Annotated in this window: 20 protein-coding genes; 8 read left to right on the top strand and 12 right to left on the bottom strand. The window is 32.2% G+C overall.

The window, feature by feature from the left end; translation table 11 throughout:
* From H277_RS0115365 to aroB, 7 genes are all read right to left on the bottom strand, one after another.
* On the bottom strand, positions 1 to 840 hold the full coding sequence (locus H277_RS0115365; RefSeq protein ID WP_019976506.1) for a HEAT repeat domain-containing protein: 840 nt from the start codon (positions 838 to 840) through the stop codon (positions 1 to 3).
* Positions 837 to 1,400 (bottom strand): RNA polymerase sigma factor, encoded by a 564-nt coding sequence (locus H277_RS19265; RefSeq protein ID WP_019976507.1) that lies wholly within the window; start codon positions 1,398 to 1,400, stop codon positions 837 to 839. Before H277_RS19265 ends, H277_RS0115365 begins: the two co-directional genes overlap by 4 nt.
* A gap of 68 nt (positions 1,401 to 1,468) precedes the next feature.
* Positions 1,469 to 2,881, bottom strand: coding sequence for a serine hydrolase domain-containing protein (locus H277_RS0115375; protein ID WP_019976508.1), 1,413 nt, complete (start codon positions 2,879 to 2,881; stop codon positions 1,469 to 1,471).
* Positions 2,882 to 3,022: 141 nt separating this feature from the next.
* Positions 3,023 to 4,354 carry an MATE family efflux transporter gene (locus H277_RS0115380; RefSeq protein WP_019976509.1) on the bottom strand — a complete coding sequence of 444 codons (1,332 nt, stop codon included), beginning with the start codon at positions 4,352 to 4,354 and terminating at the stop codon, positions 3,023 to 3,025.
* Positions 4,355 to 4,363: 9 nt separating this feature from the next.
* Positions 4,364 to 4,750 (bottom strand): hypothetical protein, encoded by a 387-nt coding sequence (locus H277_RS0115385; protein ID WP_026357655.1) that lies wholly within the window; start codon positions 4,748 to 4,750, stop codon positions 4,364 to 4,366.
* A 74-nt stretch (positions 4,751 to 4,824) separates the two neighbouring features.
* Complete coding sequence (gene msrB / locus H277_RS0115390; RefSeq protein ID WP_019976511.1) at positions 4,825 to 5,361, bottom strand: peptide-methionine (R)-S-oxide reductase MsrB; 537 nt, start codon at positions 5,359 to 5,361, stop codon at positions 4,825 to 4,827.
* Positions 5,349 to 6,401 carry a 3-dehydroquinate synthase gene (gene aroB, locus H277_RS0115395; RefSeq protein ID WP_019976512.1) on the bottom strand — a complete coding sequence of 351 codons (1,053 nt, stop codon included), beginning with the start codon at positions 6,399 to 6,401 and terminating at the stop codon, positions 5,349 to 5,351. Before aroB ends, msrB begins: the two co-directional genes overlap by 13 nt.
* A gap of 160 nt (positions 6,402 to 6,561) precedes the next feature.
* Between aroB and H277_RS0115400 the strand changes: the two genes are divergently transcribed.
* The 7 genes from H277_RS0115400 (at position 6,562) to H277_RS0115430 (ending at position 14,436) form a co-directional block, all read left to right on the top strand.
* Entirely contained in the window at positions 6,562 to 7,710 is a 1,149-nt protein-coding gene (locus H277_RS0115400; protein WP_019976513.1) for a GlmU family protein, read from the top strand.
* A 132-nt stretch (positions 7,711 to 7,842) separates the two neighbouring features.
* Positions 7,843 to 8,880: a PLP-dependent cysteine synthase family protein gene (locus H277_RS0115405; RefSeq protein ID WP_019976514.1), complete on the top strand. Its 1,038-nt coding sequence runs from the start codon at positions 7,843 to 7,845 to the stop codon at positions 8,878 to 8,880.
* A gap of 92 nt (positions 8,881 to 8,972) precedes the next feature.
* Positions 8,973 to 10,232 carry an aminotransferase class I/II-fold pyridoxal phosphate-dependent enzyme gene (locus tag H277_RS0115410; RefSeq protein WP_019976515.1) on the top strand — a complete coding sequence of 420 codons (1,260 nt, stop codon included), beginning with the start codon at positions 8,973 to 8,975 and terminating at the stop codon, positions 10,230 to 10,232.
* 163 nt (positions 10,233 to 10,395) lie between these two features.
* Positions 10,396 to 11,466 (top strand): 3-phosphoserine/phosphohydroxythreonine transaminase, encoded by a 1,071-nt coding sequence (gene serC / locus H277_RS0115415; protein WP_019976516.1) that lies wholly within the window; start codon positions 10,396 to 10,398, stop codon positions 11,464 to 11,466.
* 72 nt (positions 11,467 to 11,538) lie between these two features.
* Positions 11,539 to 12,489 (top strand): D-2-hydroxyacid dehydrogenase, encoded by a 951-nt coding sequence (locus H277_RS0115420; protein ID WP_019976517.1) that lies wholly within the window; start codon positions 11,539 to 11,541, stop codon positions 12,487 to 12,489.
* Positions 12,490 to 12,522: 33 nt separating this feature from the next.
* Complete coding sequence (locus H277_RS0115425; RefSeq protein ID WP_019976518.1) at positions 12,523 to 13,770, top strand: DUF1015 domain-containing protein; 1,248 nt, start codon at positions 12,523 to 12,525, stop codon at positions 13,768 to 13,770.
* Positions 13,771 to 13,776: 6 nt separating this feature from the next.
* Entirely contained in the window at positions 13,777 to 14,436 is a 660-nt protein-coding gene (locus tag H277_RS0115430) for a YggS family pyridoxal phosphate-dependent enzyme (RefSeq protein WP_019976519.1), read from the top strand.
* 79 nt (positions 14,437 to 14,515) lie between these two features.
* Here the strand turns inward: H277_RS0115430 and H277_RS0115435 are convergent, their stop codons facing one another.
* Positions 14,516 to 15,454 carry a pyridoxal-phosphate dependent enzyme gene (locus tag H277_RS0115435; protein ID WP_019976520.1) on the bottom strand — a complete coding sequence of 313 codons (939 nt, stop codon included), beginning with the start codon at positions 15,452 to 15,454 and terminating at the stop codon, positions 14,516 to 14,518.
* The gene (locus tag H277_RS0115440; protein ID WP_019976521.1) at positions 15,454 to 15,831 is read right to left on the bottom strand and encodes a RidA family protein; all 378 of its coding nucleotides are present in this window, start codon (positions 15,829 to 15,831) and stop codon (positions 15,454 to 15,456) included. Before H277_RS0115440 ends, H277_RS0115435 begins: the two co-directional genes overlap by 1 nt.
* Before the next feature lie 103 nt (positions 15,832 to 15,934).
* On the opposite strand from H277_RS0115440, the gene H277_RS0115445 reads away from it, so the two are divergent.
* Positions 15,935 to 16,432 (top strand): MarR family winged helix-turn-helix transcriptional regulator, encoded by a 498-nt coding sequence (locus tag H277_RS0115445; RefSeq protein WP_019976522.1) that lies wholly within the window; start codon positions 15,935 to 15,937, stop codon positions 16,430 to 16,432.
* A gap of 118 nt (positions 16,433 to 16,550) precedes the next feature.
* Here H277_RS0115445 and H277_RS0115450 read toward each other — a convergent pair whose 3' ends face one another.
* From H277_RS0115450 to H277_RS0115460, 3 genes are all read right to left on the bottom strand, one after another.
* Entirely contained in the window at positions 16,551 to 17,198 is a 648-nt protein-coding gene (locus tag H277_RS0115450; RefSeq protein WP_146810467.1) for a hypothetical protein, read from the bottom strand.
* An 11-nt stretch (positions 17,199 to 17,209) separates the two neighbouring features.
* Positions 17,210 to 18,982 carry a hypothetical protein gene (locus H277_RS0115455; protein WP_019976524.1) on the bottom strand — a complete coding sequence of 591 codons (1,773 nt, stop codon included), beginning with the start codon at positions 18,980 to 18,982 and terminating at the stop codon, positions 17,210 to 17,212.
* Between the two features lie 155 nt (positions 18,983 to 19,137).
* Positions 19,138 to 21,522 carry an outer membrane beta-barrel family protein gene (locus H277_RS0115460; RefSeq protein ID WP_019976525.1) on the bottom strand — a complete coding sequence of 795 codons (2,385 nt, stop codon included), beginning with the start codon at positions 21,520 to 21,522 and terminating at the stop codon, positions 19,138 to 19,140.
* Between the last annotated feature and the right edge of the window lie 88 nt (positions 21,523 to 21,610).

The following is a 21,610-nucleotide window of genomic DNA, read 5'->3' on the forward strand; positions in this document are numbered from 1 at the left end:
TTATTCGGTTTTTATTGTTTGATTTCTTTTTTTTAATAATACTGCATAAGCTTCATCTTTTACAAATGGTTGAGTTTTAGGATTAAGGATTATTTCGTGCAGTTTAGAAATTAATTCTTGATTAGGTTGTTTGTTCAGATGAGAAATAATACCAATCAATTCCATCTGAACCATCGGATTATCTTGCTCAAGGAACAGGGAGGTCATTTCTTGTTCAACAGATGACTCAGACAATTTTGAAGTTAGAACTTCAATTGCGTTTAATCTCACAATTGTATTTTCATCATGTAAAGCCCTCTCTTTTAAGATGTAAATTTCTTGTTCACTTAAAGTCCCTGCTTCTCCAAGTTTAGCAATCGCATTGATTCGGTTACTTGTAGAATTTTGATCTTCCAAAAGTTGAATGATCTCACGGTCTTGATGATCAATTTTTGAAGTGTTATTTTCCTGAATCTGATGAGGCGTTGTTGTGATAACTTTTTCCTCATTTTTAACTAAAATAACGTCTTGCTTTTTCGCTACTTTACCTTCTGTTGCAATAACTTCTTTTTTTTCTTCTTTCTTTTCTTGGCGAGAAGACTTTTTTGAATTGTTGACAACGATAGGTTTAGTACTGATTGCTGGATTATTTTGGGTAAAATAAACTGCGGTTCCAATCAAAATAATTGTACTGGCAGCTATACCCCAATATTTTACGTTCCATTTTTTTCGAATTGGAATTGTTGCTGGTTGCGGTGAAGGAATTGTTGTACGAATTTTATTCCATAGTTCATCACTTGGCTCTTTGTTATCGAAAAGCTCACGATGTTTATCCACATATTTTTTTAATTCATCACTCATGATAAAGTTGTTTGTTGCATTAGTTCTGAAATCTTCTTTTTTGCACGATGATATTTGCTTCTTACAGTTGTATGGCTTATTCCTAACAGATTTGCAATTTCTTCATGCGGGATATTCTCGAATAAATAAAGGTTGACAATTGTTCGTGTTTCGATAGGTAAGCTGTCTATTGCTAATAATATTTCATCTACTTTATTGTCCCAGTTTTGTTTTTCATTCAATTGTTCTTCGCTTTCATCCATAATTGAAACACTTTCGATATCGGAAAAATAAATCTTCTTTTTTCTTAACAGGGAAATCGATTTATTAATGGCGACTCTATTCAACCAAGCTCCAATATTTTCAATGTTTTTTAATTTCTGCAAATCAGAAAAAACCGAGATAAAGATCTCTTGTGTCAAATCTTCTGCTTCTGAAAGATTGGTAATTAATCGAAAGATTGTGTTAAAAACTGATTTTGAAAATCGATGATAAAACTGAGAATAGCCCAGTTCTGAACCTGATATGCACAGGTTCAGTAATGCTTGGTCGCTAAATTTTGTTTTATCTACGTTTAACATAAATTGGTACAGTTATCATATACAGTTTAAATATAAATTTATTCATGGTATATGGATTGTTTATTGTGTTATTTTCTGATTCCTCCTCCTATATTTTGTCCATTTTGTGTCATTTCCATCTTCATTGTTCCGTCATCGTTTTCTATGAAAGTGATTACCCCATCTGCACCACCATGTCTTATCGCCTGAAATGTATATGTTGATGTCGGAAAAAAACGCATGTCCCAATCTGTTTCGTCTGTATTGTAAACCAGATGATTGTCTAAATAGGTGATAATATGTTTTTCGGATGGATTTTTAAAATCAATGTATTCGCCTGTAAATTTTTTAATATCTTCTTTAGGTAAATTTATCTTTTTTACAAATTCATTCGTAGATGGTGTATGATCTAAAATTTCCTGAATTGTAGTATAAGGATATACGCCGTTTTCAAAATTATTCAAAACAATGATTGTTCTGTCATTTTTTGAATTATAGTGCATAAATGTTATATAACCATCCCAACTTCCGGTATGCCCATAACTCATATTATCTCCACTTTTTCTAACATCAAATCCGAATCCGTATTTTACGTCTTTTTTATCTTCTGTCTTTGAGATATTCATGACCTCATTCAATTCTTCCTGACTTAATAAAGTATTTTTTTGAAGGGCGTTCATCCATTTATATAAATCTTCAACGGTTGAATTTACTTTTGCATTGCCTACGATTCCGTCCATATAGTAGGACATCATATTCCCGATTTTTGCATCGTCTTCAGTTGCTTTTTCAAAAGAATTTTTTATCCAGAAGTATCCATATGCATAGTTTTTAATCTTTTTAGGGTTCAACCTTCTGTTGTAAATAAAAGTACTGTTCATTTTAAGCGGTTCAAAAATTTTATCAGATAAATACGTATTAACATCTTGTTTGCTCACTCTTTCTATTATTGTGGCTAAGAACGCATAATTTGTATTGCTGTATTTATGTTTCGAATTGGGTAAAAATTCCAATGTTTCTTTTTTCTTTGCGTAATAGTCGATAAGATCTTCATTTGTCGCAATTCTTTCATTTTTCCAATTTTCTCTGAACTCACCCAAGAATTCTGGTATTCCACTTGTGTGTCTCAATAAATCATATAGTGTAACCCCTTTGAAATTAGATAACTCGGGGAGATAAAGGGAGATATCATCGGTGTAATTTATTTTATTTTCCCTATGTAATAATGCTATTCCAGCCCCAATAAACTGTTTGCTGCAAGAAGCTAATTCAAATACTGTAGCAGGATTATTTTTTTCCTTTGTGATGACATTCGAAAAACCTTTGCTTCCTTTATATATGACTTTTCCTTTGTCAGCAATTAGCACACTTCCATTAAACTGGTTTTGATCAGCAAGAGCACTGAAAAGAGAGTCTAATCTTTTTTCAGTATTTTGCTTTTGTGCTAAAGTGAATACAGACAGTAATAGAGTGAATGAAAAAATAATTTTCTGAAACTTCATATGTGTTTAATTTTAATTCCTTACTGTGTTTAAAACCCAAGGAATTACCCTTTCTTATAGAATAGACGCAAGAAGTAAAAGGATGTTGCATCATTTTTATAAAAAAATTAAAAAATGATAGAAGAAGTTGTTGTTTTGAGTTTATTCGGCTGTAACTCGTTTTCTAAAAATATACATTAAAGGAAAACTACGTAGTAACATCCAGATGCCGAACGCAATCCAAATTCCATAAATGTTCAATTCGAAAAAATCTGTTAAGAAGATGGTTGGTAAGAAACCAAAAAATGTAGCTATTATCAAATTGTTTCGTAACAATTTTGCATCACCCATTCCCTTGAAAAAACCATCAAAAATATAAGCAAGTGTGTTGATCGGTTGCATCAATAAAACCATCCAAAATACAGAATTGAAAATTTTCTGGACATTTGCATCTTGATTAAAAATGGTGCCAATCTGATTGTAAAAAGTAAAACAAACTGCAATTAAAACGAAAGCGATTAAAACAGAGTATTTAGAAATGTCTTTACTTAACAACCATAGTTTAGTGTAATTTCGTTCGCCTTGTAATCGTCCTGCCATTGCATTACCGGCACCGGCATATCCATCAATAAAAAAAGAAAAGAATAACCAAATATTCATCAAAATGCTTTGTGCAGCGATGTAATCTTTTCCATAATCGGTGGCATAAGAATTAGCAAGGAAAAAAGCAACATTTAATGAAGCTGTACGTAAGATGAAGTTAAAACTTAAATTGATGTATTTCTTAAAAAGAGGATGAATCTCATTGCCGGGATGTAAGCCAAAAGGAGTTTTGGTAAAATAATAATAAAATGCCATAACAACCATAATCAATTGAGCAATTAAACTTGCATAAGCCGCTCCTTTGATATGAAAAGCAGGAATAAATCCATCGATTCCAAAAATCAAAATATAATCCAAAAAAACATGAATGAAGGCAGCTGTCAGGCTACATTTCATGGCCCATATTGTATTTTGTATTCCTCTAAAAGCACCAAAAAGAGTCAATGAGATGAGTGTGAGAGGAAAGCCAAAAGCTCTAATTTTGTAATAATCTATTGAAAATTGGAGCACCAAATCTTTTGCGTTGTAGAGTTCGAAGAGGTTCTTGGCGAAGAAATAGGTAGGAATAAAAATAATGATACTCAAAAAAATATTGAAGTACAAGGCTTGGGGAACTAAAGTTTTTAAATGTTCTACTTTATTTGCTCCAAAGCTTTGTGAAACCAATGATGAAATTGAAGTTTTGGTTTGCGCGACAATCCAAATAATTCCGGCTAAAAAAGATCCAACCAGCCCTGTGGCAGCAAGAGCTTCTACCGAATATTCTTTTACATTCCCAACCATTGCGATGTCGGTTAATGTGATTAACGATTCAGCTATTCCGGAAAATATAGCTGGAATCGCCAATTGATTAATTTGTTTGAATGTAATTCTATCCGAAATTGAATTCATTTCGCTACCTTATTTCTTTACCCGCTTGTAGATAGGTTTGTTTTTGATAATTTGATTTAACATGAACAAAGTAATTCCGACTAATGTGAAATAACCTAAAAGTGGTAAACCTGGAATGTGGTAATCGTTGTATTTGAACATAAAGATACAGATCAAATAACCTGCAAAAATCATGTAATAGAAAACTTTTTTTAAAGAACCATAAGTGAATTTTCCACGGATGAATTCAATTAAATTCAAAAGAATTAAGAAAAAATAAAGACCAAAAAAGATATAACGCAAAGGATTTATCGGGCGGTCTGTCATTCTTACATTGATCATGAGGTTGTAGTTGTAAATTCCGTTATAAATCAACAGCAATAAAATAAGAACGATTAATATACGAAGTGTTTTCATAAATGATTTAGTGGTAAAATAGTTAGAATAACATTATTTAATAGTAAAAAAGCTGTCGAAACAGCTTTAGAGAATTATTTTTGAGGTTTAAAATCCAATGATAATGAATTGACACAATAACGCAAACCTGTTTCTGTAGGGCCATCATCAAAAACATGTCCCAGATGACTTCCGCAATTTCCACACAAAATTTCAGTTCTTGTCATTCCGTGCGAAGTATCAATACGTTCTATGATTTGACCTTTTTCTATTTCTTTATCAAAACTCGGCCAGCCACAATGTCCATCAAATTTTGAACCAGATGAAAATAATTCTTCATCACAAGCGGCACATGTATAGACTCCGTTTTCGAAGTGCATGTTAAACTTTCCTGTGAAAGGGCGCTCTGTTCCAGCTTCTCTTAATACATAATATTCCTCTGAAGAAAGTTCTTTTTTCCATTCTTCTTCCGATTTGTTTACTTTAAATTGAGGTTTCTCATTCATTGCAATTGTAGTTGAAGATTCAATTTTTTTTCCTTCATCTTTTTTGTGTTGAGATGTACAAGAAGCAATTAAGCTGAATAACATCGCAGTGACGAAAAAAGAGTGGTATTTTTTTAAGCAATCCATTTATTGTATTTTTCAAAAGCTTGTCTGATTTCATCTTCAGTACAAACGACATCGTAACGACAATTTCCAATTTTATTAATCAAACTGAAGTTGATAGAGTTATTTTGATTTTTCTTGTCGTGTTTCATCCATTCCATTAAGTTAGGGAAAATTTTCATGTCAATTGTATTTAAAGCATACATTGAAGAAAAACTTTCGCAAACTTCTTCTAAATCTATTTTAGAAATTAATTCCTGATCGTAACTAAGGAATGTTTCAATAATCATTCCGATTACGATTGCTTCTCCATGTAAAAGAGGAAAATCAGTTTCCAATGACTCGCTTTCTATGGCATGACCAATCGTATGACCGAAATTTAAAATTTTTCGTTCACCTTTTTCGTATGGATCACTCTCTACAACATTTTCTTTAAGATGGATAGAATCCATAATAAATGGAGCTAAAGATTTGGCATCATGTGAAGGCAATTGAACCAGGTTATCCCAATGATCACGGTTTTTAATTAAACCATGTTTTAACATTTCGGCCAATCCGGATTTTACCTGGCGTTGTTCTAATGTTAATAGAAATTTTGGGTCAATCAACACCATTTCAGGTTGATTAAATGTTCCGACCATGTTTTTCATTCCTTCTAGATCAATCCCATTTTTACCTCCGGCAGAAGCATCAACCATTGATAAAAGGGTTGTTGGAATATTGATAAATTTGATTCCACGCTTGAATGTAGAAGCCATAAAACCTCCCATGTCCGTTAAAACACCACCACCAACATTAATAACCAATGAATGACGATCAGCACCCAATTCACTCAAAGCTAACCAAAGATTTGTTACTGTGTCAATGTTTTTATTTTCTTCTCCTGCGTCAATTTCAAGGATTTCATAAGCAGAAATATTGTCCAAATCGGCTAATAAAATTGGTAAACAATGCACATGAGTGTTTTCATCTACCAAGAAAAAGATAGAAGAAAAAGTGTTTTTTGCAAGGTAATCGTCTAATATATATGCGATTGAACCAAAATGGATCGGAGCTGATTTCAAAATGAAAATGTTTTTTTAAAATGTGCCTAAAATTACGGCGACCTTTTTACATCAACCAAATAAATTGAATGATTTATTTTAGGCATGTTATTGGATAAAACTAGATTGATTGTATAGGCTAATAGAGAATTATTTTTAAATTTGCACAAATTCTTAATTAATGAATATAATTCTTTTTGATGGGGAAGAGTGGGAAAATCTTTTGCCTCTTACGTTTACAAAACCAGTAGCGTCATTACGAATGGGAGTTTTAAGTTTTGCAGAACGTTGGGAAAAAATTCTAAATACAACCATATCTTATCAGACCCAATCTTATTTAGAAGAAAAATTTTCAACCAACTATCAATCAGAAAATATATTCATCAATCCTTCATTTTTTCCAACCACAGAATTAATCCACTATATAAAAGAATTAGAATTAAATCAATCCATTCTTTTTAATGACCGGCTTGTAGCTGTTAAAACGACTGAGGAATCTCCACATATAACATCAGAAATATTAAGTCTTGATAAGATAATTCATATCAAAAACTCTTGGGATTTATTTACCTATAATTTTCAAGCGATTGAATTTGATTTTGAAATTTTGACAAAAGGAAGAGCTTCACAACCTATTTCTGAAACAAATAACGTTTTGCATCCGGAAAAAATATTTATTGAAGAAGGAGCCAAAGTTGAATTTTCTATTTTGAATGCATCAGAAGGACCAATCTACATTGGCAAAGAGGCTGAAATTATGGAAGGTTGTATGATTCGTGGAGGATTGGCTTTGTGTGAACATGGTAAAATTAACATGGGAGCAAAAATTTACCCAGGTTGTACAGTTGGGCCATATTGTAAAGTTGGAGGAGAATTAAATAATGCTATCCTAATGGCATATTCTAATAAAGGGCACGATGGTTTCTTAGGAAATGCTGTACTAGGAGAATGGTGTAATTTGGGAGCTGATACAAATAATTCTAATCTGAAAAATAATTATGCAGAAGTAAAACTATGGAATTACAAAGAAAAACGATTTGTAAAGACCGGTTTACAATTTTGTGGCTTGATTATGGGAGATTATGCTAAATCAGCAATAAATACGCAGTTTAATACTGGTACGGTTGTTGGTGTTTGTGCCAACGTTTTTCAATCAGGTTTTCCACCAAATATGATTAAACATTATAGTTGGGGAGGACAATCAGATGCTCCTGTATTTAGTTTTGAGCGGGCATGTGAAGCAGCAGAAAAAATGATGGAGAGAAGAAAAGTAGAGTTTACTCCTACTGATAAGAAGATTTTAGAACATATTTTTAATTTAAATAACTAACTAATTTAATAAAGAGTAATACTAAGAATTAAAGGGAAAAATTGCAATATGATTAATTTTACGTGTTAATCTTTTAACAATTAATTAAAAAATCCTTAATTTTGCTTTTTGTTAGAAAAGAATATTTGTGAAATGACTGGTAAATATAAAAACGTTTTAGAGTTAATTGGAGATACTCCATTAGTTCAATTAAACAGAATTAACCAAGACATTCCAGGCGAAGTTTATGCAAAGTTAGAATGTTACAATCCTGGACATTCAACAAAAGACAGAATAGCTTTACATATTATAGAAGAGGCTGAAAGAAAAGGTCTATTAAAACCTGGTGCTACGATTGTAGAGACAACTTCAGGTAACACTGGATTTGCTGTAGCTATGGTTGCTATCGTAAAAGGGTACAAATGTATCTTAGCGGTATCGGATAAAACAAAAGCAGAAAAAATTTCATTTTTGAAAGCAATGGGCGCGAAAGTATTTTTATGCCCTGCAAATGTACCTGCTGATGATCCTAGATCATATTACGAGGTGGCAAAACGTATTGCTGCTGAAACGCCAAATTCTCTTTATATAAATCAATATTTTAATCAAGGGAATACAGAAGCTCACTATTTAACAACAGGTCCTGAAATCTGGAAACAAACCGAAGGTAAGATTACTCACCTGATTGGTTGTACAGGAACAGGGGGAACTTTGACAGGTAGTGCTCGTTATATAAAAGAACAACATCCGGATGTGAAAATTATCGGAGTTGATGCATATGGTTCTATTTTAAAAGGTTATCACGAAACCGGTAAAGTAGATCAAAATGAAATTTATCCGTATAGAATTGAAGGAATGGGGAAAAATTTAGTTCCCGGAGCTTTAGATTTTGATATGGTAGATAAATTTATAAAAGTTACGGACGAAGAAGCTGCATATTGCACAAGAGAAATTGCTTTGAAAGAAGGAATTATGGCAGGTTATACTTCAGGTGCAGCAACGAAAGCTTATAAACAGTTAGCAGAAGAAGGTGAATTTGATGAGAATTCATTCGTTGTTATTTTGTATCCGGATCATGGATCTCGCTATATGACAAAAGTATTTAGTGATGATTGGATGGCAGAAGAAGGATTTACAAATAGCAGGCTCAATGGTTTAGAAGCTCGTGCTACTGTAGAGCGAATAAAATAATACGTATATTTGTAAAAATTAAATAATAAAGTAGGTTGTGTTTGTTCACTTTCTACTTTTTTTCAATTAATAAAAAATTAAACTAGAATAAAATGGACATTTTTGAACGTTTAAAACAAAACCCTGGACCATTAGGTCAATTTGCTGATTATGGTGAAGGATATTATGTTTTTCCTCAGTTAAAAGGAGAAATTGGACCGGTAATGGAATTCCAAGGTAAAAAAGTAATTACGTGGTCAATCAATAATTACTTAGGTTTAGCTAATCACCCGGAAGTTCGTAAAACTGATGCTGATGCAGCTGCAGAATATGGAATGGCTTACCCAATGGGAGCTCGTGCAATGTCTGGACAAACAGATTATCATGCACAATTAGAGCAGGAATTGGCTGATTTTGTTCAAAAAGAGTCTGCTTATTTGATGAATTTCGGATACCAGGGAATGGTATCTACAATTGATGCCTTAGTATCTAAAAACGATGTAATTGTTTATGATGCCGAATGTCATGCTTGTATCGTTGACGGTGTTCGTTTACACTTTGGTAAGCGTTTTATTTACCAACACAACAACATCGAAAGTTTCGAAAAAACAATTGCCCGTGCGCGTAAATTAGCTGACAAACAAGGAGGCGGAATTTTAGTGATTACAGAAGGTGTTTTCGGAATGACTGGTAAACAAGGTATTTTGAAGGAAATTGCTGCTTTCAAAGATGAATATAAATTCCGTTTATTAGTAGATGATGCTCATGGTTTTGGTACATTAGGTAAAACTGGAGCCGGAGCTGGAGAAGAGCAGGGATGCCAAGATAAAATTGATATTTACTTCTCTACTTTTGCGAAGTCTATGGCTGGTTTCGGAGCTTTTATTGCAGGAAATAAAGACATTATTCGTATTCTAAAATATAACTTACGTTCTCAAATTTTTGCAAAATCATTGACAATGCCAATGGTGATCGGTGGTTTAAAGCGTCTTGAATTATTACGTTCTCAACCGGAACTAAAAAATAAGTTATGGCACAACGTAGAAAAAATTCAAAAAGGATTAGAAGAAAGAGGATTTGATATCGGAGGCTCTAATACTTGTGTTACACCAATCGTATTAAACGGTTCTCCTATTGAAGCAACTGTATTAGCGAAAGAAATGCGTGAAGAGTATGGAATATTTGTTTCTGTTGTGGTTTATCCGGTAATTCCAAAAGGAATGATTATTTTCCGTATTATTCCAACTGCAGCTCACGAGGATGAACATATCGAATATACTTTAAATTCGTTTGCGGAAATTCGTAGTAAATTAGAAGATGGTTACTACAAGAGAAAAGCAGAAGAATTGAATGTAGATTTCGTTCAATACTAAATCACAATTAAATTAGAAGATATAAAAACCCTAAACTTTTTCAGTTTAGGGTTTTTTGTTTGTATTCTGTTCAAAAGTAAAGCACGTTATCACGAATTACACCATTTGATTTACTATATTTGTTTACAATTAAAAACACACAAACACACAACAATTTTAATTTATGAAAATTCACAATTTTAGTGCAGGACCATGCATTTTACCACAAGTCGTTTTCGACAAAATGGCACAAGCTTGTTTAGATTTCAACAATTCGGGAACATCTATCCTTGAAATTTCTCATCGTAGAAAGGATGCTGTAGAAGTAATGGATACTGCAAGAGCATTGGTAAAAGAATTGATGAATGTTCCGGAAACACATGATGTAGTATTCATGCAAGGAGGAGCATCGTTGCAGTTTCCTACTGTTGCTTATAACTTATTAAGAGAAGGAGGAAAAGCTGCTTATACACAAACAGGAAAATGGGCAGAGAATGCAATAAAAGAAGCGAAACGTTTTGGAGAAATAGAAGTTATCGCTTCTTCTAAAGATAAAAACTATAATTATATTCCAAAAGGATATCCAATTCCTGCAGATGTAGATTATTTCCATTGTACCTCAAATAATACGATTTTTGGAACACAAATGAAAGAATTCCCAACTTCATCAGTTCCTTTGGTATGTGATATGTCTTCAGATATTTTATCACGTGATATCGATGTATCAAAATTTGGTGTAATTTATGCCGGAGCTCAAAAGAATATGGGGCCTGCCGGTTCTGCAGTTGCAATTGTTCAAAAAGATTTATTGGGAAAAACAGGACGTAATATTCCTGACTATCTAAATTATGATGTCCACATCAAAAAAGAATCTTCTTTCAATACCTGGCCAGTCATTGCGATATATGGTGTTATGCTGAACTTACAATGGCTGAAAGAACAAGGTGGAGTAGAAGAGATTTCAAAAATTAATACAGCTAAGGCAGATGCAATGTATCATGAGATTGATCGTAATGGATTGTTTACAGGAACTGCTGCAACAGAAGATCGTTCTCAAATGAACGCTACGTTTGTATTGAATAATGAAATTTTAAAAGCTGATTTTGATGCGATGTTGAAAGAAGCCGGAGTTGTTTCTTTAGCAGGACACCGTGATGTAGGTGGTTATCGTGCATCTATGTACAATGCCTTACCATTAGAATCTGTAGAGGTTCTGATAGAAGTAATGAAACAATTTGAACAACAATTTGGATAAATCTTTTTGTATTAAGTAGTATCTACAATAATGACTTAATACATTTTACAATTTACATTTTACAATAAAACAATGAAAATATTAGCGAACGACGGAATTTCTAAAGCAGGACAAGACGCTTTAGAAGCAAAAGGTTTCGAAGTAATAACTGCTCATGTAGCACAAGAACAATTAGAAAATTATATTAATAACAATGGAATTGAAGTACTTTTAGTGCGCTCTGCAACAAAAGTTCGTCAACCATTAATTGATGCGACAAACCTGAAAATTATTGGTCGTGGAGGTGTTGGTATGGATAACATTGATGTTGATTATGCACGTAACAAAGGAATCCAGGTTATCAACACACCTGCTTCTTCTTCTCAATCTGTAGCAGAATTTGTAATGGCACATTTATTCTCTATCGTTCGACATTTGCATAATGCCAATCGTACGATGCCATTAGAAGGAGATTCTAATTTCAATGGATTGAAAAAAGTGTATGCAAAAGCCATCGAATTGAGAGGGAAAACAATGGGTATTATTGGTTTTGGTCGAATTGGGATAGAAGTCATTCGGGAAGCAATTGGCTTGGGAATGAATATTTTAGTTTATGATAAATTCCCGGCGACACATGATATCGAATTAGAATTTTTTGATGGGCAGAAAGTGAACTTTACAATTACTTCTGTCGATTTTGATGAAGTGATTACAAAAGCAGATTTTATTTCATTACATGTTCCTGCACAAAATGGATATATTTTAGGCGAAAAAGAATTTGCAAAAATGAAAGATGGCGTAATTGTAATCAATACAGCGCGAGGTGGAGTCGTAGACGAAAAAGCATTGGTTGATGCAATAGAAGCCGGAAAAGTGGCAGGAGCTGCTTTAGATGTATTTGAAAATGAACCAACGCCTGAAATGGGATTATTAATGAACGAAGCTTTGTCTTTGTCTCCCCATATTGCAGGTTCTACGAATGAAGCTCAGGATAGAATAGGGACAGAATTGGCAGCACAAATCGTAGAGATTTACGGAAAATAATTTTGGTTTTTATTCCATTTAAATTTACTTGAAATGCCACAATTTAAACCATTCAAAGGAATTCGTCCGACAGAAGAAACTTCTCAAGAGTTTGTGACCCTTGCCGTGAATCAATATTCGAAAGAAGAGGTAGATTATTATATCAATACAAGAGAAAATTCTTTCTTGCATATTATTTTACCAACGTGGGACGAATCGATCACGGATTCGAAAGACAGATTTAGAAAAGTTCGCCAGAATTTGGAAGAATTTATTGAAAAGAAGATCTTGATTCAGGATAAATCATCATTCTATATCTACCAGGTTATCCAGTCTGATGGTCGAGAAACAAAAGGTCTTTTGGGACTTGTAAGTATAGAAGATTATCGGAATAACAAAATTAAAAAACACGAAGAGACATTGGAACGCCGTGTCGAATTGTTTGCTGAATATTTAAAAGAATCTCATTTTCATGCTGAACCTGTTTTGTTGACCTATCCACCTGCTCAAAGGGTAGATTTGTTGATAGATACAGAGATGAAACGTAAACCGATCCTGAAAATAGAAGAAGCTAACGGAACGCAACATTTATTGTGGAGAGTTGACAATCGATTAAACTTGAAACAACTGAAAGATTCCATCGAAAAATTAGACGAATTGTATATCGCAGATGGACATCATCGAATGGAAAGTTCGGAACGTTATACAAAATATGCAACAGAATCTTCTAAAGAGAAGGTATACGGAAATGAAGCGTTTAATTATACTTTGGCGCTACTGGTTTCGAATAAAGAATTGATGATAAATGATTATAATCGTTTGATTCAAGATTTGAATGGCTTATCACCGGAAGAGTTTATTCAGCGTTTGGAAGCGTATTTTGAAATTATTCCGAAAAAAGAGGAGCTAACTGTTCCCACGAAAAAACATCATTTGGTAATGTATTTAGATGGTCAGTTTTATAGCCTTTATGTTAAGAATAATCTGCTTCATACAGAAGGTTTAAGTGAATTGGATACCTATATTTTTGAAGAAACTGTTTTGAAACCAATTTTAAATATTCAAGATTCTAAAAAAGATAAACGTGTTCATTACGAATGCGGAACGCGTGATAAAGCAGGAATAGAAGCATTGAAGAATAAAGTGGATCATCACGATTATGTGGCCGCATTTGCTTTCTATCCTGTCGATGTAAAGGATTTACAATTGATCTCAGATTTAGGGCTTAAAATGCCTCCTAAAAGTACGTATATCGAACCAAAACCATTGAGTGGTTTTGCCGTATTTGATTTGAAAGAATAAAATAAAATGAGTATTCAAGATAATTTAAAAACAATTGAACCGACAATCCCTGCTCATGTAACACTTGTTGCGGTTTCTAAAACAAAACCAGTTGAAGATGTACAGGAAGCTTATGAAGCAGGAATCAGAGATTTTGGTGAAAATAAAATACAAGAAATGTGCGATAAATACGAAGTTCTTCCAAAAGATATTCGTTGGCACATGATTGGACATGTACAGACCAATAAAGTAAAGTACATGGCTCCTTTTGTACATTTGATTCACGGAGTTGATAGTCTGAAATTATTAAAAGAAATTGATAAGCAAGCACAAAAAAATAATCGGGTAATTGATGTGTTATTGCAGCAATTTATTGCAGATGAAGAAACTAAATTTGGATTAGATGACAAAGAAATACGCCAAATAATGCAGGAAGAAATTCAAAGTTTGCCTCATATTAGAGTTGTAGGTTTGATGGGAATGGCAACATTCACGGATGATGAAAATCAAATCAGAAACGAGTTTAAAACGCTAAAATCTAATTTTGAATATTTGAAAAATAATTTCGAAAATATTTCGATTTTATCAATTGGAATGTCCGGTGATTATCAAATAGCAATAGAAGAAGGGAGTACAATGGTTCGTATTGGAAGCTCCATTTTTGGATATCGTAACTATTCGATTTAAAAGAAATCTCACAAAATAATAAAGCCCCTAAAACGTAAACTTTAGGGGCTTGTTTTTTTTATTTTTCAGATGAGGTTTTCTAAAAAGGCAATGTGTCTAAATTGACATTTCCACCAGAAATAATTATCCCGATATTTGTATTTTTATAACGTTCTTTCTCTTTAATAAGAGCTGCAAAAGCAACAGCTGAAGAAGATTCACAAATAATTTTTAATCGTTCCCAAATTAATTTCATCGCAGCAATTATTTCTTCTTCTGTAACGCGGATTATTTTTTCTACACCTTTTTGTATAATAGGAAAATTAATATCACCCAATGTTGTTTTTAATCCGTCTGCAATCGTATTTGTGGTAACATTTGATTCAATTTGACCACTTAACAAAGAACGAAAAGCATCATCAGCTTCAAAGGGTTCACCTCCGATTACTTTACAATTTGTTCCAAAATGTTCGGCAGCGATTGCCGTTCCGGCAATAAGACCTCCACCTCCTACAGGAGCGAAGATATACTCTAAATCCGGTTGAGTTTCTAATAATTCTTTTGCTGCTGTACCTTGACCGAAAATAACATGTAGATCATTCGAAGGGTGAATAAAAGTCGCTCCTTTTTGCTCTTGAATTTCTTTTGCTGCTTTTTCTCGGGCTGCTAATGTCGATTTACATTCGATAATTTTTCCATTATATGCTTTTACTGCCTCTTTTTTGACTTGAGGTGCGCTATCAGGCATCACAATAAAAGCATCAATTCCTTGACTTTTGGCAGCAAGAGCCAGAGCTTGAGCAAAATTTCCGGAAGAATGTGTAACGACTCCTTTTTGTTTTTGCTCCTCAGAAAGTAACATGACAGCATTAGTAGCGCCCCTCATTTTGAAAGCACCCATTTTTTGGAAGTTTTCACACTTAAAAAATAAATTCGCTCCAACCATTTCATTTAGTAAAGTAGAGGTTAAAATAGGTGTATTGTGAATAAAAGGTTTTATACGCTTTTGCGTTTCAATCATTATTTTTTTGTACATCATTAGGGTTTTAAGATTGCAGTTACTTCAATTTCGATCAATGCACCATAATGTAATTCATTCGTAGGAATAATACATCTTACCGGTTGATGCGTCCCAAAAAACTTACTGTAAACAGTGTTTACTTCATCCCAAAGCTTAATAGAAGGAATGTAAATACGACCCTGGAGAACATTATTTTTATCACTTCCGGCTTCGTGCAAAATAGACGCTATATTTTTTAAAACCAAAATGGTTTGTTCCGAAATTGTTCTGGGAATCGTCTTGGTTTGCGGATCAATAGGCAATTGCCCCGATAGATACAAAATACCGTTGTGTTCAATGCATTGGGAATAATGGCCATTTGGAGCCAACATGTTTTCAGTCTGAATGATTCTCATTTTTTTGATTTTTAAAATATATCTTGATATAAAGATATATAACAAAAGTACAACTTATCTTGATATCAAGATAAGTTGTACTTTTGTTTTTTTAGTAAGTGTAATGGAAAAAGAGAATGATTTAATTGATGCATTAGTAGCAGAATGGAATGTTGAACGTCCTGATTTGGATGTGGAAGCGATGCAGATTGTTGGACGGATTATGAGATTGGGAAAAATATTTGAGAATAGAGCGAGTCATGTTTTAAAGGAGAATGAAATTTATTATACTGATTTAGATGTTTTGGCAACGCTTAGACGTACCGGTTTTCCTTATCAATTATCTCCGAAACAATTGATGAAATCTGTTGTGCTTACTTCCGGAGCAATGACGGCACTTTTAAACCGTCTCACAAAATTAGAATTGATTTACCGTGCACCTGATGAAAATGACGGACGAATAAGTTTGGCAGGTCTTACAGAAAAAGGCAGAGAAGTTATAGATAAAGCAATTGAGAAAAGATTTGATGAAGCAAAAGATTCAATTGAAATTTTGAATAAGAAAGAACAGGAAGATTTGGCCATTTTATTAAAACGGTTATTGGTGAATTTGGATAAATAATGAATTTTTTATTTTTGAAACTGTTGTGTTTTTTAAATTAACAAAAAACACAACAGTTTATTAATAGAACTTTTTAAAGAAGTATTTAAATTAAATTTATAATCAGGATACTTTTTATTTAATGAAATTTATTTTCATAATCTTCTAGAGAAACCATAGAATCTACTCTATCAAATTTTAATTCATCTGTTCTTTTAGTTAAATCTATTTTATTTTTGAATTGTTCTATTTTGTTTGAACCAAAGTGAAAAATAATATATGTTAATGAATCTTTTTTATAATTATCATCCGATGAAACTCCTGCAACTAAATATTTTTGATTAAACGAAAATAATCGAATAGGTTTTATATTTATCTTAATTTTACCTTCTTCATTAAAATTTATATCATCAATATTTCGTTCATCTATTATTTCAGCTCCATAATTAGGTGTATCTACCCAATTAATGGAATAAGGATATGGTAAAGGATAACGATACCAATCTCTAAATCCTCTATTTGTATAAAAAGAGAGTGGTATCTCGCGATGGAGAAAGTCTGGAGTATAATTTTTCAATAATTCTATTTGTTTAGTATTCTTAGGATTTTCAGGTTCAAAATTTAATGTAAGAAGAAAAGAAATAAATGTAACAAATCCAAAGATTAGTAAATAAATTAAACTATTATTTCTAACTATCTTTTTGTCCCAACTAATCATAATTCTAAAAAAGAAAATGAAACACGTAAGAATTAAAATACAAGTTGTGGTTATTAATATTTTGTACATAATCTATTTATTTATGGAGTATACGTTTCTGCCCATTTAAAAGTTTCTGCTATTGTACCTCCTAAGTGAATTCCTTGTCCTCTTTCTTTATTAGGAATAATGAATGTACCTTGAACACCTCTTGTTGCTGAGTTCCATCCTGTAATATTTTTTATATTGAAATTTATAGAATAGGAATTTTGTATTGAATTCCAATTAATGTTTGTATTATATGAACCTAGAGTAAATTCCATATAGTTAGGATTAGATATAAAGTTAGATAAAGCTTGAGTATTAAAATGCCAGAAGAAGCTCTCGTTCCCATTACTAATTCCTCCTTTAATTTTATTATGTACTTCTGTTCTTGCTTGAGAAACAGAACCATTTCCATTATTATGATTCTTAATTCCTTCTATTATTGATGTTCCTTTTACTACGTTTGAGGATATTCCAAAATTTAATACAAATTCTCTTGATGCATTATTATTATTATTATTATTAACTAATTCAAATAACCATATCATGATTATATCTCGCCATGACATTGTTTCTGTATTCATATTTATATTTCCATTATTTTTAACTACATCCCTAAAAGGATCAATAACTAACAGATTCCATGAGTTAATCTTATTTTGTTCAGTTGATTTACTCGCTGCCCAATATAGAGTATGCATTAAACTAAAGATTTTTGCAGTAGCATTATATGATACTGAAGATAGATACTTTTTTAATTCATTTAAAAAATAGATGTACAAAGGGTTTTCATGTAGAGTATTTAGCGCCTGATTTTCATAAGCTGTTTCAAAAGCTATAAATAAACCTGTTATAGTCGATTTAGTGGTGTAATCTATATCGTTTCTTTTCATTATTTTGTTTGCAGTATCTACAGTTAAAGGATTAGACATAACATATTCCTTTTCTAGATAATCAAAATCTATATTAAGAATCCATAATAAGTCATTAAATATATAATTTGAATTATTCATTAGATACTCAATTGCCCAAACAGAAAACATTAAAGCATCCTCATGATAACCTTCATTATTTAAGTAGTTATAAATACTATTTCTTGTAGAAGAGTTTTCAGTTTTGCTTAACCATACTAATTGCTGTTGAGTAAGCATATTAAGAAATGTATTAAATGAAGGAGCTCCATCTCCATCAGAAGGTTGATCTCCTCCAGGGGTAGGACTTGTTGGAGTCCCTCCGCTTCCGCCTCCGCTTCCGCCTCCGCCTCCGCCTCCGCTTCCGCTTCCGCAATCAGTTTCTTCTAAATACCATCCCCATTCACAAGTTCCAGAGCTACAACCGCTTACAGGTACCATTACAACTTTGTAGCATACTACACTTCTTGATAGAAAATTAGAATCAATAATATCTAATATGGCTTTAGAAGAGCTTTTATTTATGAAATCTACACCATTAGGGTAATGAACAAGATAATTGATAGTCTTATTTTTTTCTTTTCTTATAACAAGGTTTCTAAACCCTTCAATATTATTTCGTTCTTTAATACCAAATGTATAAGTTGTTAAGTTCTCAGTGGAAATTTTGGTTATAGCAGTTGTGTCTATTTCCCAATCTAATGAATCAGGAAAGGATGATTTAGAATTGGGAAAATACTTTTCAATATTTTTAAAGGTTAAATTATTTTTTTCGGTGTCTATAAATTCCTTAAAAGAAATTTTTTTGGACTCCCAATTAGACTTTTCATTAAAATCTTTATCTATAAAGTCTTCAGTAGAGCAAGAGGAAATTATATTTATAAAACATAAAATTAAAAGATAAAATAATTTTTTCATAAAACAGTTTTGTGGTTAAAATAAAGATAATCAATAATTTATTAAAAATAATATTGAGATTACAATTTTTGTTATTTATAAAAAAGATAAAATGAATTCAACTAAAAAACCCCCGAACAATTCATGTTCAGGGGATTTAAATTCAGGAATAAATTCTAACCTTTTCCTCCGCTTTGCTCTTGGTTAGATTTTGATCGTTCGATATTGAATTGTTTTCCGAAATTATAGGTAATTCCGAAACGAAACATTCTATATGCCGTATATTCTTTTGTGTTTTTTATATCATTTGAAATTGAGGAATAACTTGGATTTTTATTTTCAAATAGATTACTTACATTTAATGAAACTTGTAATTTTTTATCAAAAATCATGGCACGAAGTCCTATGTTATGTCGCATGAAATCTCCGGTTGTTTGTAAATTTTCGTAACTTTTAGTGTAATAATTGAAAGAATAATTAGCAAACAATGTTTTCTTTTTATTCAAATCCAAATTATTCGTTAATCTAAACTCTCCGTTTATACCATCTACGTCTTTCATTTCTGGAATTTCACTGGTTGTTTTACGATAAAAAATATCTGCAGTTGCATTTAGTTTCCACCATTTTGTGGGTTTTATATTTAAGTTTTCACTTACTCCAAGACTATAAGATTTTCCAATGTTGTACGGTTTCGTAGTGTTTATCTTAGTTTCAGGATTATAAATGTTGATCTGTTCAAAAATATCATTTGCATTTCGGTAATAAATACTTGTCACTGATAAATCTTTATAAGCATATTCCAGCTCAAAATTGTTCGAGTTAGAAGGTGTTAAATTAGGATTACCGACAGAAATATTGTAATCATTTTCTTTTGTTTCAAATGGGTTTAAATACCAAATGAAAGGACGATCCACACGACGGCTATAATTTAAAGTAAACGAATGATTTTCGGTTGCTTGATACATTAAGTAAGCTGTAGGGTATAAACCGTCAAACTTTTTAGAATACTCAAAATTTTCTTTTTTAATTAATCCTTTTACTTCTGCATGCTCATAACGCAAACCGGCTTTTGCTGTCCATTTCTCTGCAAATTGTTTTTCGATAGAATAATACAAAGCATAGATGTTTTCGTTGTATTGAAATCCATCGGTATAAGTTGTTTCATTTGCGTTGGTTTTAGAATAACGCTCATTTTCTGCTTCATCTTTTGCCCAACGTAAACGTGTACCATAATTCATTTTCCATGAATCGATAGGATGTTCCATGTCTAAACTAGCATTATAACGATTGGATTTTTGGTCGGCATTAGAAATATTGTTTTGGTATTTACTAGCTATTTCTTCCCAAGAACTGTTGTACTCTTTACTTATTATTTTGGACTCTTCTGAGAAAGGATTATTAGAGTAATCAAAATCAAACGTTAATTTTTTTCCATCTGTATCAAATTTCTTGATGATATGATAATTTAATCCAAGGTAGCTCCAGTCCCAATTAGATCCATTGCGATCCATTGTGATGTATCGATAAGGTTGGTCTTGATTAATTTTGAAAATATTTGTCGTTGAAAAATTATCGTATTCACCATCTCCTTTTGCTAAATCAAGATTAAAACCTGTGATAAGTTTATTATTTATCTGGTAATCGATACCTATTTTTCCTCCGATATAGACGTTTTTATTTTTATTAACTCCGTTGTTTCTCCATGTTTCATCAGGATAATAAGTTTTCTCGTTTGACTTGTTGTACCAACGTCCTGATCCGTTGTAAACGTTTGCCGTTACAGTCCATTTATCTTTTCTAAAATTGATGTTTCCGTTCAAATTGTATCCTGGATATTTTTGTTGATTATAAGTTGAAGATAAAGAGCCATTCAAGCTTTCTCCTTTTGCACTTTTCAGAACAATATTGATTATTCCACTGTTTCCGGAAGCATCATATTTTGCAGGAGGATTTGTAATAATTTCAATCTTTTCGATGTCTTCTGCCCGAATAGTTTTTAAATAATTAGCCAATTGATCACTGCTCATTTGCATTAATCGATCATCAATCATAACTGTAACTGATCCTTTTCCAATGATGGATATAGCGTCAGAATTTTCATCAACTTTAATACGGGGAGCTAGTTTTAATGCATCTAAAGCATTTCCTCCTTTTGCACCTTCGGCCTGATCAACATTAAAAACAAGACGATCAACTTTCTTTTCAATTAATTTTTTTTGCCCGGTGACAACTGCTTCATTTAATGAAACTTCTGTTTCTTTTTTGGGAACAATAATAACCCCGATTTCTTGGTGGTCTTGAATAATGATTTGTTGTGAATGTAAAAGGATTCCGGCTTCTTCAACTTTTAAAATGTACGTTCCGTTCTCCAAATTTGAAGAGAAAAGTCCGTTTTCGTCAGTTGAGATTTCATCTACAATTTTATCTCCTTGAGAGATGACAACATCTGCTAAAGCGACCGGTTGTTGATTGATATATTGGATAGCTCCTTTTATTTCTTGCTGTGCATAGGCTTGAATTGCAGCTACACAAAGAATTAAAGGAAGTAAATATTTTTTCATTTTTTAGGGTTATTTACAAATATGACGCGTGGTTTCTCAAAAAGTTACATGTAGAAATGTGAAATTATTCTTAAATTAAATTGCTAGG

This window comes from Empedobacter brevis NBRC 14943 = ATCC 43319, assembly GCF_000382425.1.
Taxonomy (GTDB): domain Bacteria; phylum Bacteroidota; class Bacteroidia; order Flavobacteriales; family Weeksellaceae; genus Empedobacter; species Empedobacter brevis.

Bases quoted from the DNA above. Each gene is read 5' to 3' on its own strand.
- H277_RS0115365 (WP_019976506.1), bottom strand. From the start codon at position 840: ATGAGTGATGAATTAAAAAAATATGTGGATAAACATCGTGAGCTTTTC.
- H277_RS19265 (WP_019976507.1), bottom strand. From the start codon at position 1,400: ATGTTAAACGTAGATAAAACAAAATTTAGCGACCAAGCATTACTGAAC.
- H277_RS0115375 (WP_019976508.1), bottom strand. From the start codon at position 2,881: ATGAAGTTTCAGAAAATTATTTTTTCATTCACTCTATTACTGTCTGTA.
- H277_RS0115380 (WP_019976509.1), bottom strand. From the start codon at position 4,354: ATGAATTCAATTTCGGATAGAATTACATTCAAACAAATTAATCAATTG.
- H277_RS0115385 (WP_026357655.1), bottom strand. From the start codon at position 4,750: ATGAAAACACTTCGTATATTAATCGTTCTTATTTTATTGCTGTTGATT.
- msrB (WP_019976511.1), bottom strand. From the start codon at position 5,361: ATGGATTGCTTAAAAAAATACCACTCTTTTTTCGTCACTGCGATGTTA.
- H277_RS0115400 (WP_019976513.1), top strand. From the start codon at position 6,562: ATGAATATAATTCTTTTTGATGGGGAAGAGTGGGAAAATCTTTTGCCT.
- H277_RS0115405 (WP_019976514.1), top strand. From the start codon at position 7,843: ATGACTGGTAAATATAAAAACGTTTTAGAGTTAATTGGAGATACTCCA.
- H277_RS0115410 (WP_019976515.1), top strand. From the start codon at position 8,973: ATGGACATTTTTGAACGTTTAAAACAAAACCCTGGACCATTAGGTCAA.
- serC (WP_019976516.1), top strand. From the start codon at position 10,396: ATGAAAATTCACAATTTTAGTGCAGGACCATGCATTTTACCACAAGTC.
- H277_RS0115420 (WP_019976517.1), top strand. From the start codon at position 11,539: ATGAAAATATTAGCGAACGACGGAATTTCTAAAGCAGGACAAGACGCT.
- H277_RS0115425 (WP_019976518.1), top strand. From the start codon at position 12,523: ATGCCACAATTTAAACCATTCAAAGGAATTCGTCCGACAGAAGAAACT.
- H277_RS0115430 (WP_019976519.1), top strand. From the start codon at position 13,777: ATGAGTATTCAAGATAATTTAAAAACAATTGAACCGACAATCCCTGCT.
- H277_RS0115435 (WP_019976520.1), bottom strand. From the start codon at position 15,454: ATGATGTACAAAAAAATAATGATTGAAACGCAAAAGCGTATAAAACCT.
- H277_RS0115440 (WP_019976521.1), bottom strand. From the start codon at position 15,831: ATGAGAATCATTCAGACTGAAAACATGTTGGCTCCAAATGGCCATTAT.
- H277_RS0115445 (WP_019976522.1), top strand. From the start codon at position 15,935: ATGGAAAAAGAGAATGATTTAATTGATGCATTAGTAGCAGAATGGAAT.
- H277_RS0115450 (WP_146810467.1), bottom strand. From the start codon at position 17,198: ATGTACAAAATATTAATAACCACAACTTGTATTTTAATTCTTACGTGT.
- H277_RS0115455 (WP_019976524.1), bottom strand. From the start codon at position 18,982: ATGAAAAAATTATTTTATCTTTTAATTTTATGTTTTATAAATATAATT.
- H277_RS0115460 (WP_019976525.1), bottom strand. From the start codon at position 21,522: ATGAAAAAATATTTACTTCCTTTAATTCTTTGTGTAGCTGCAATTCAA.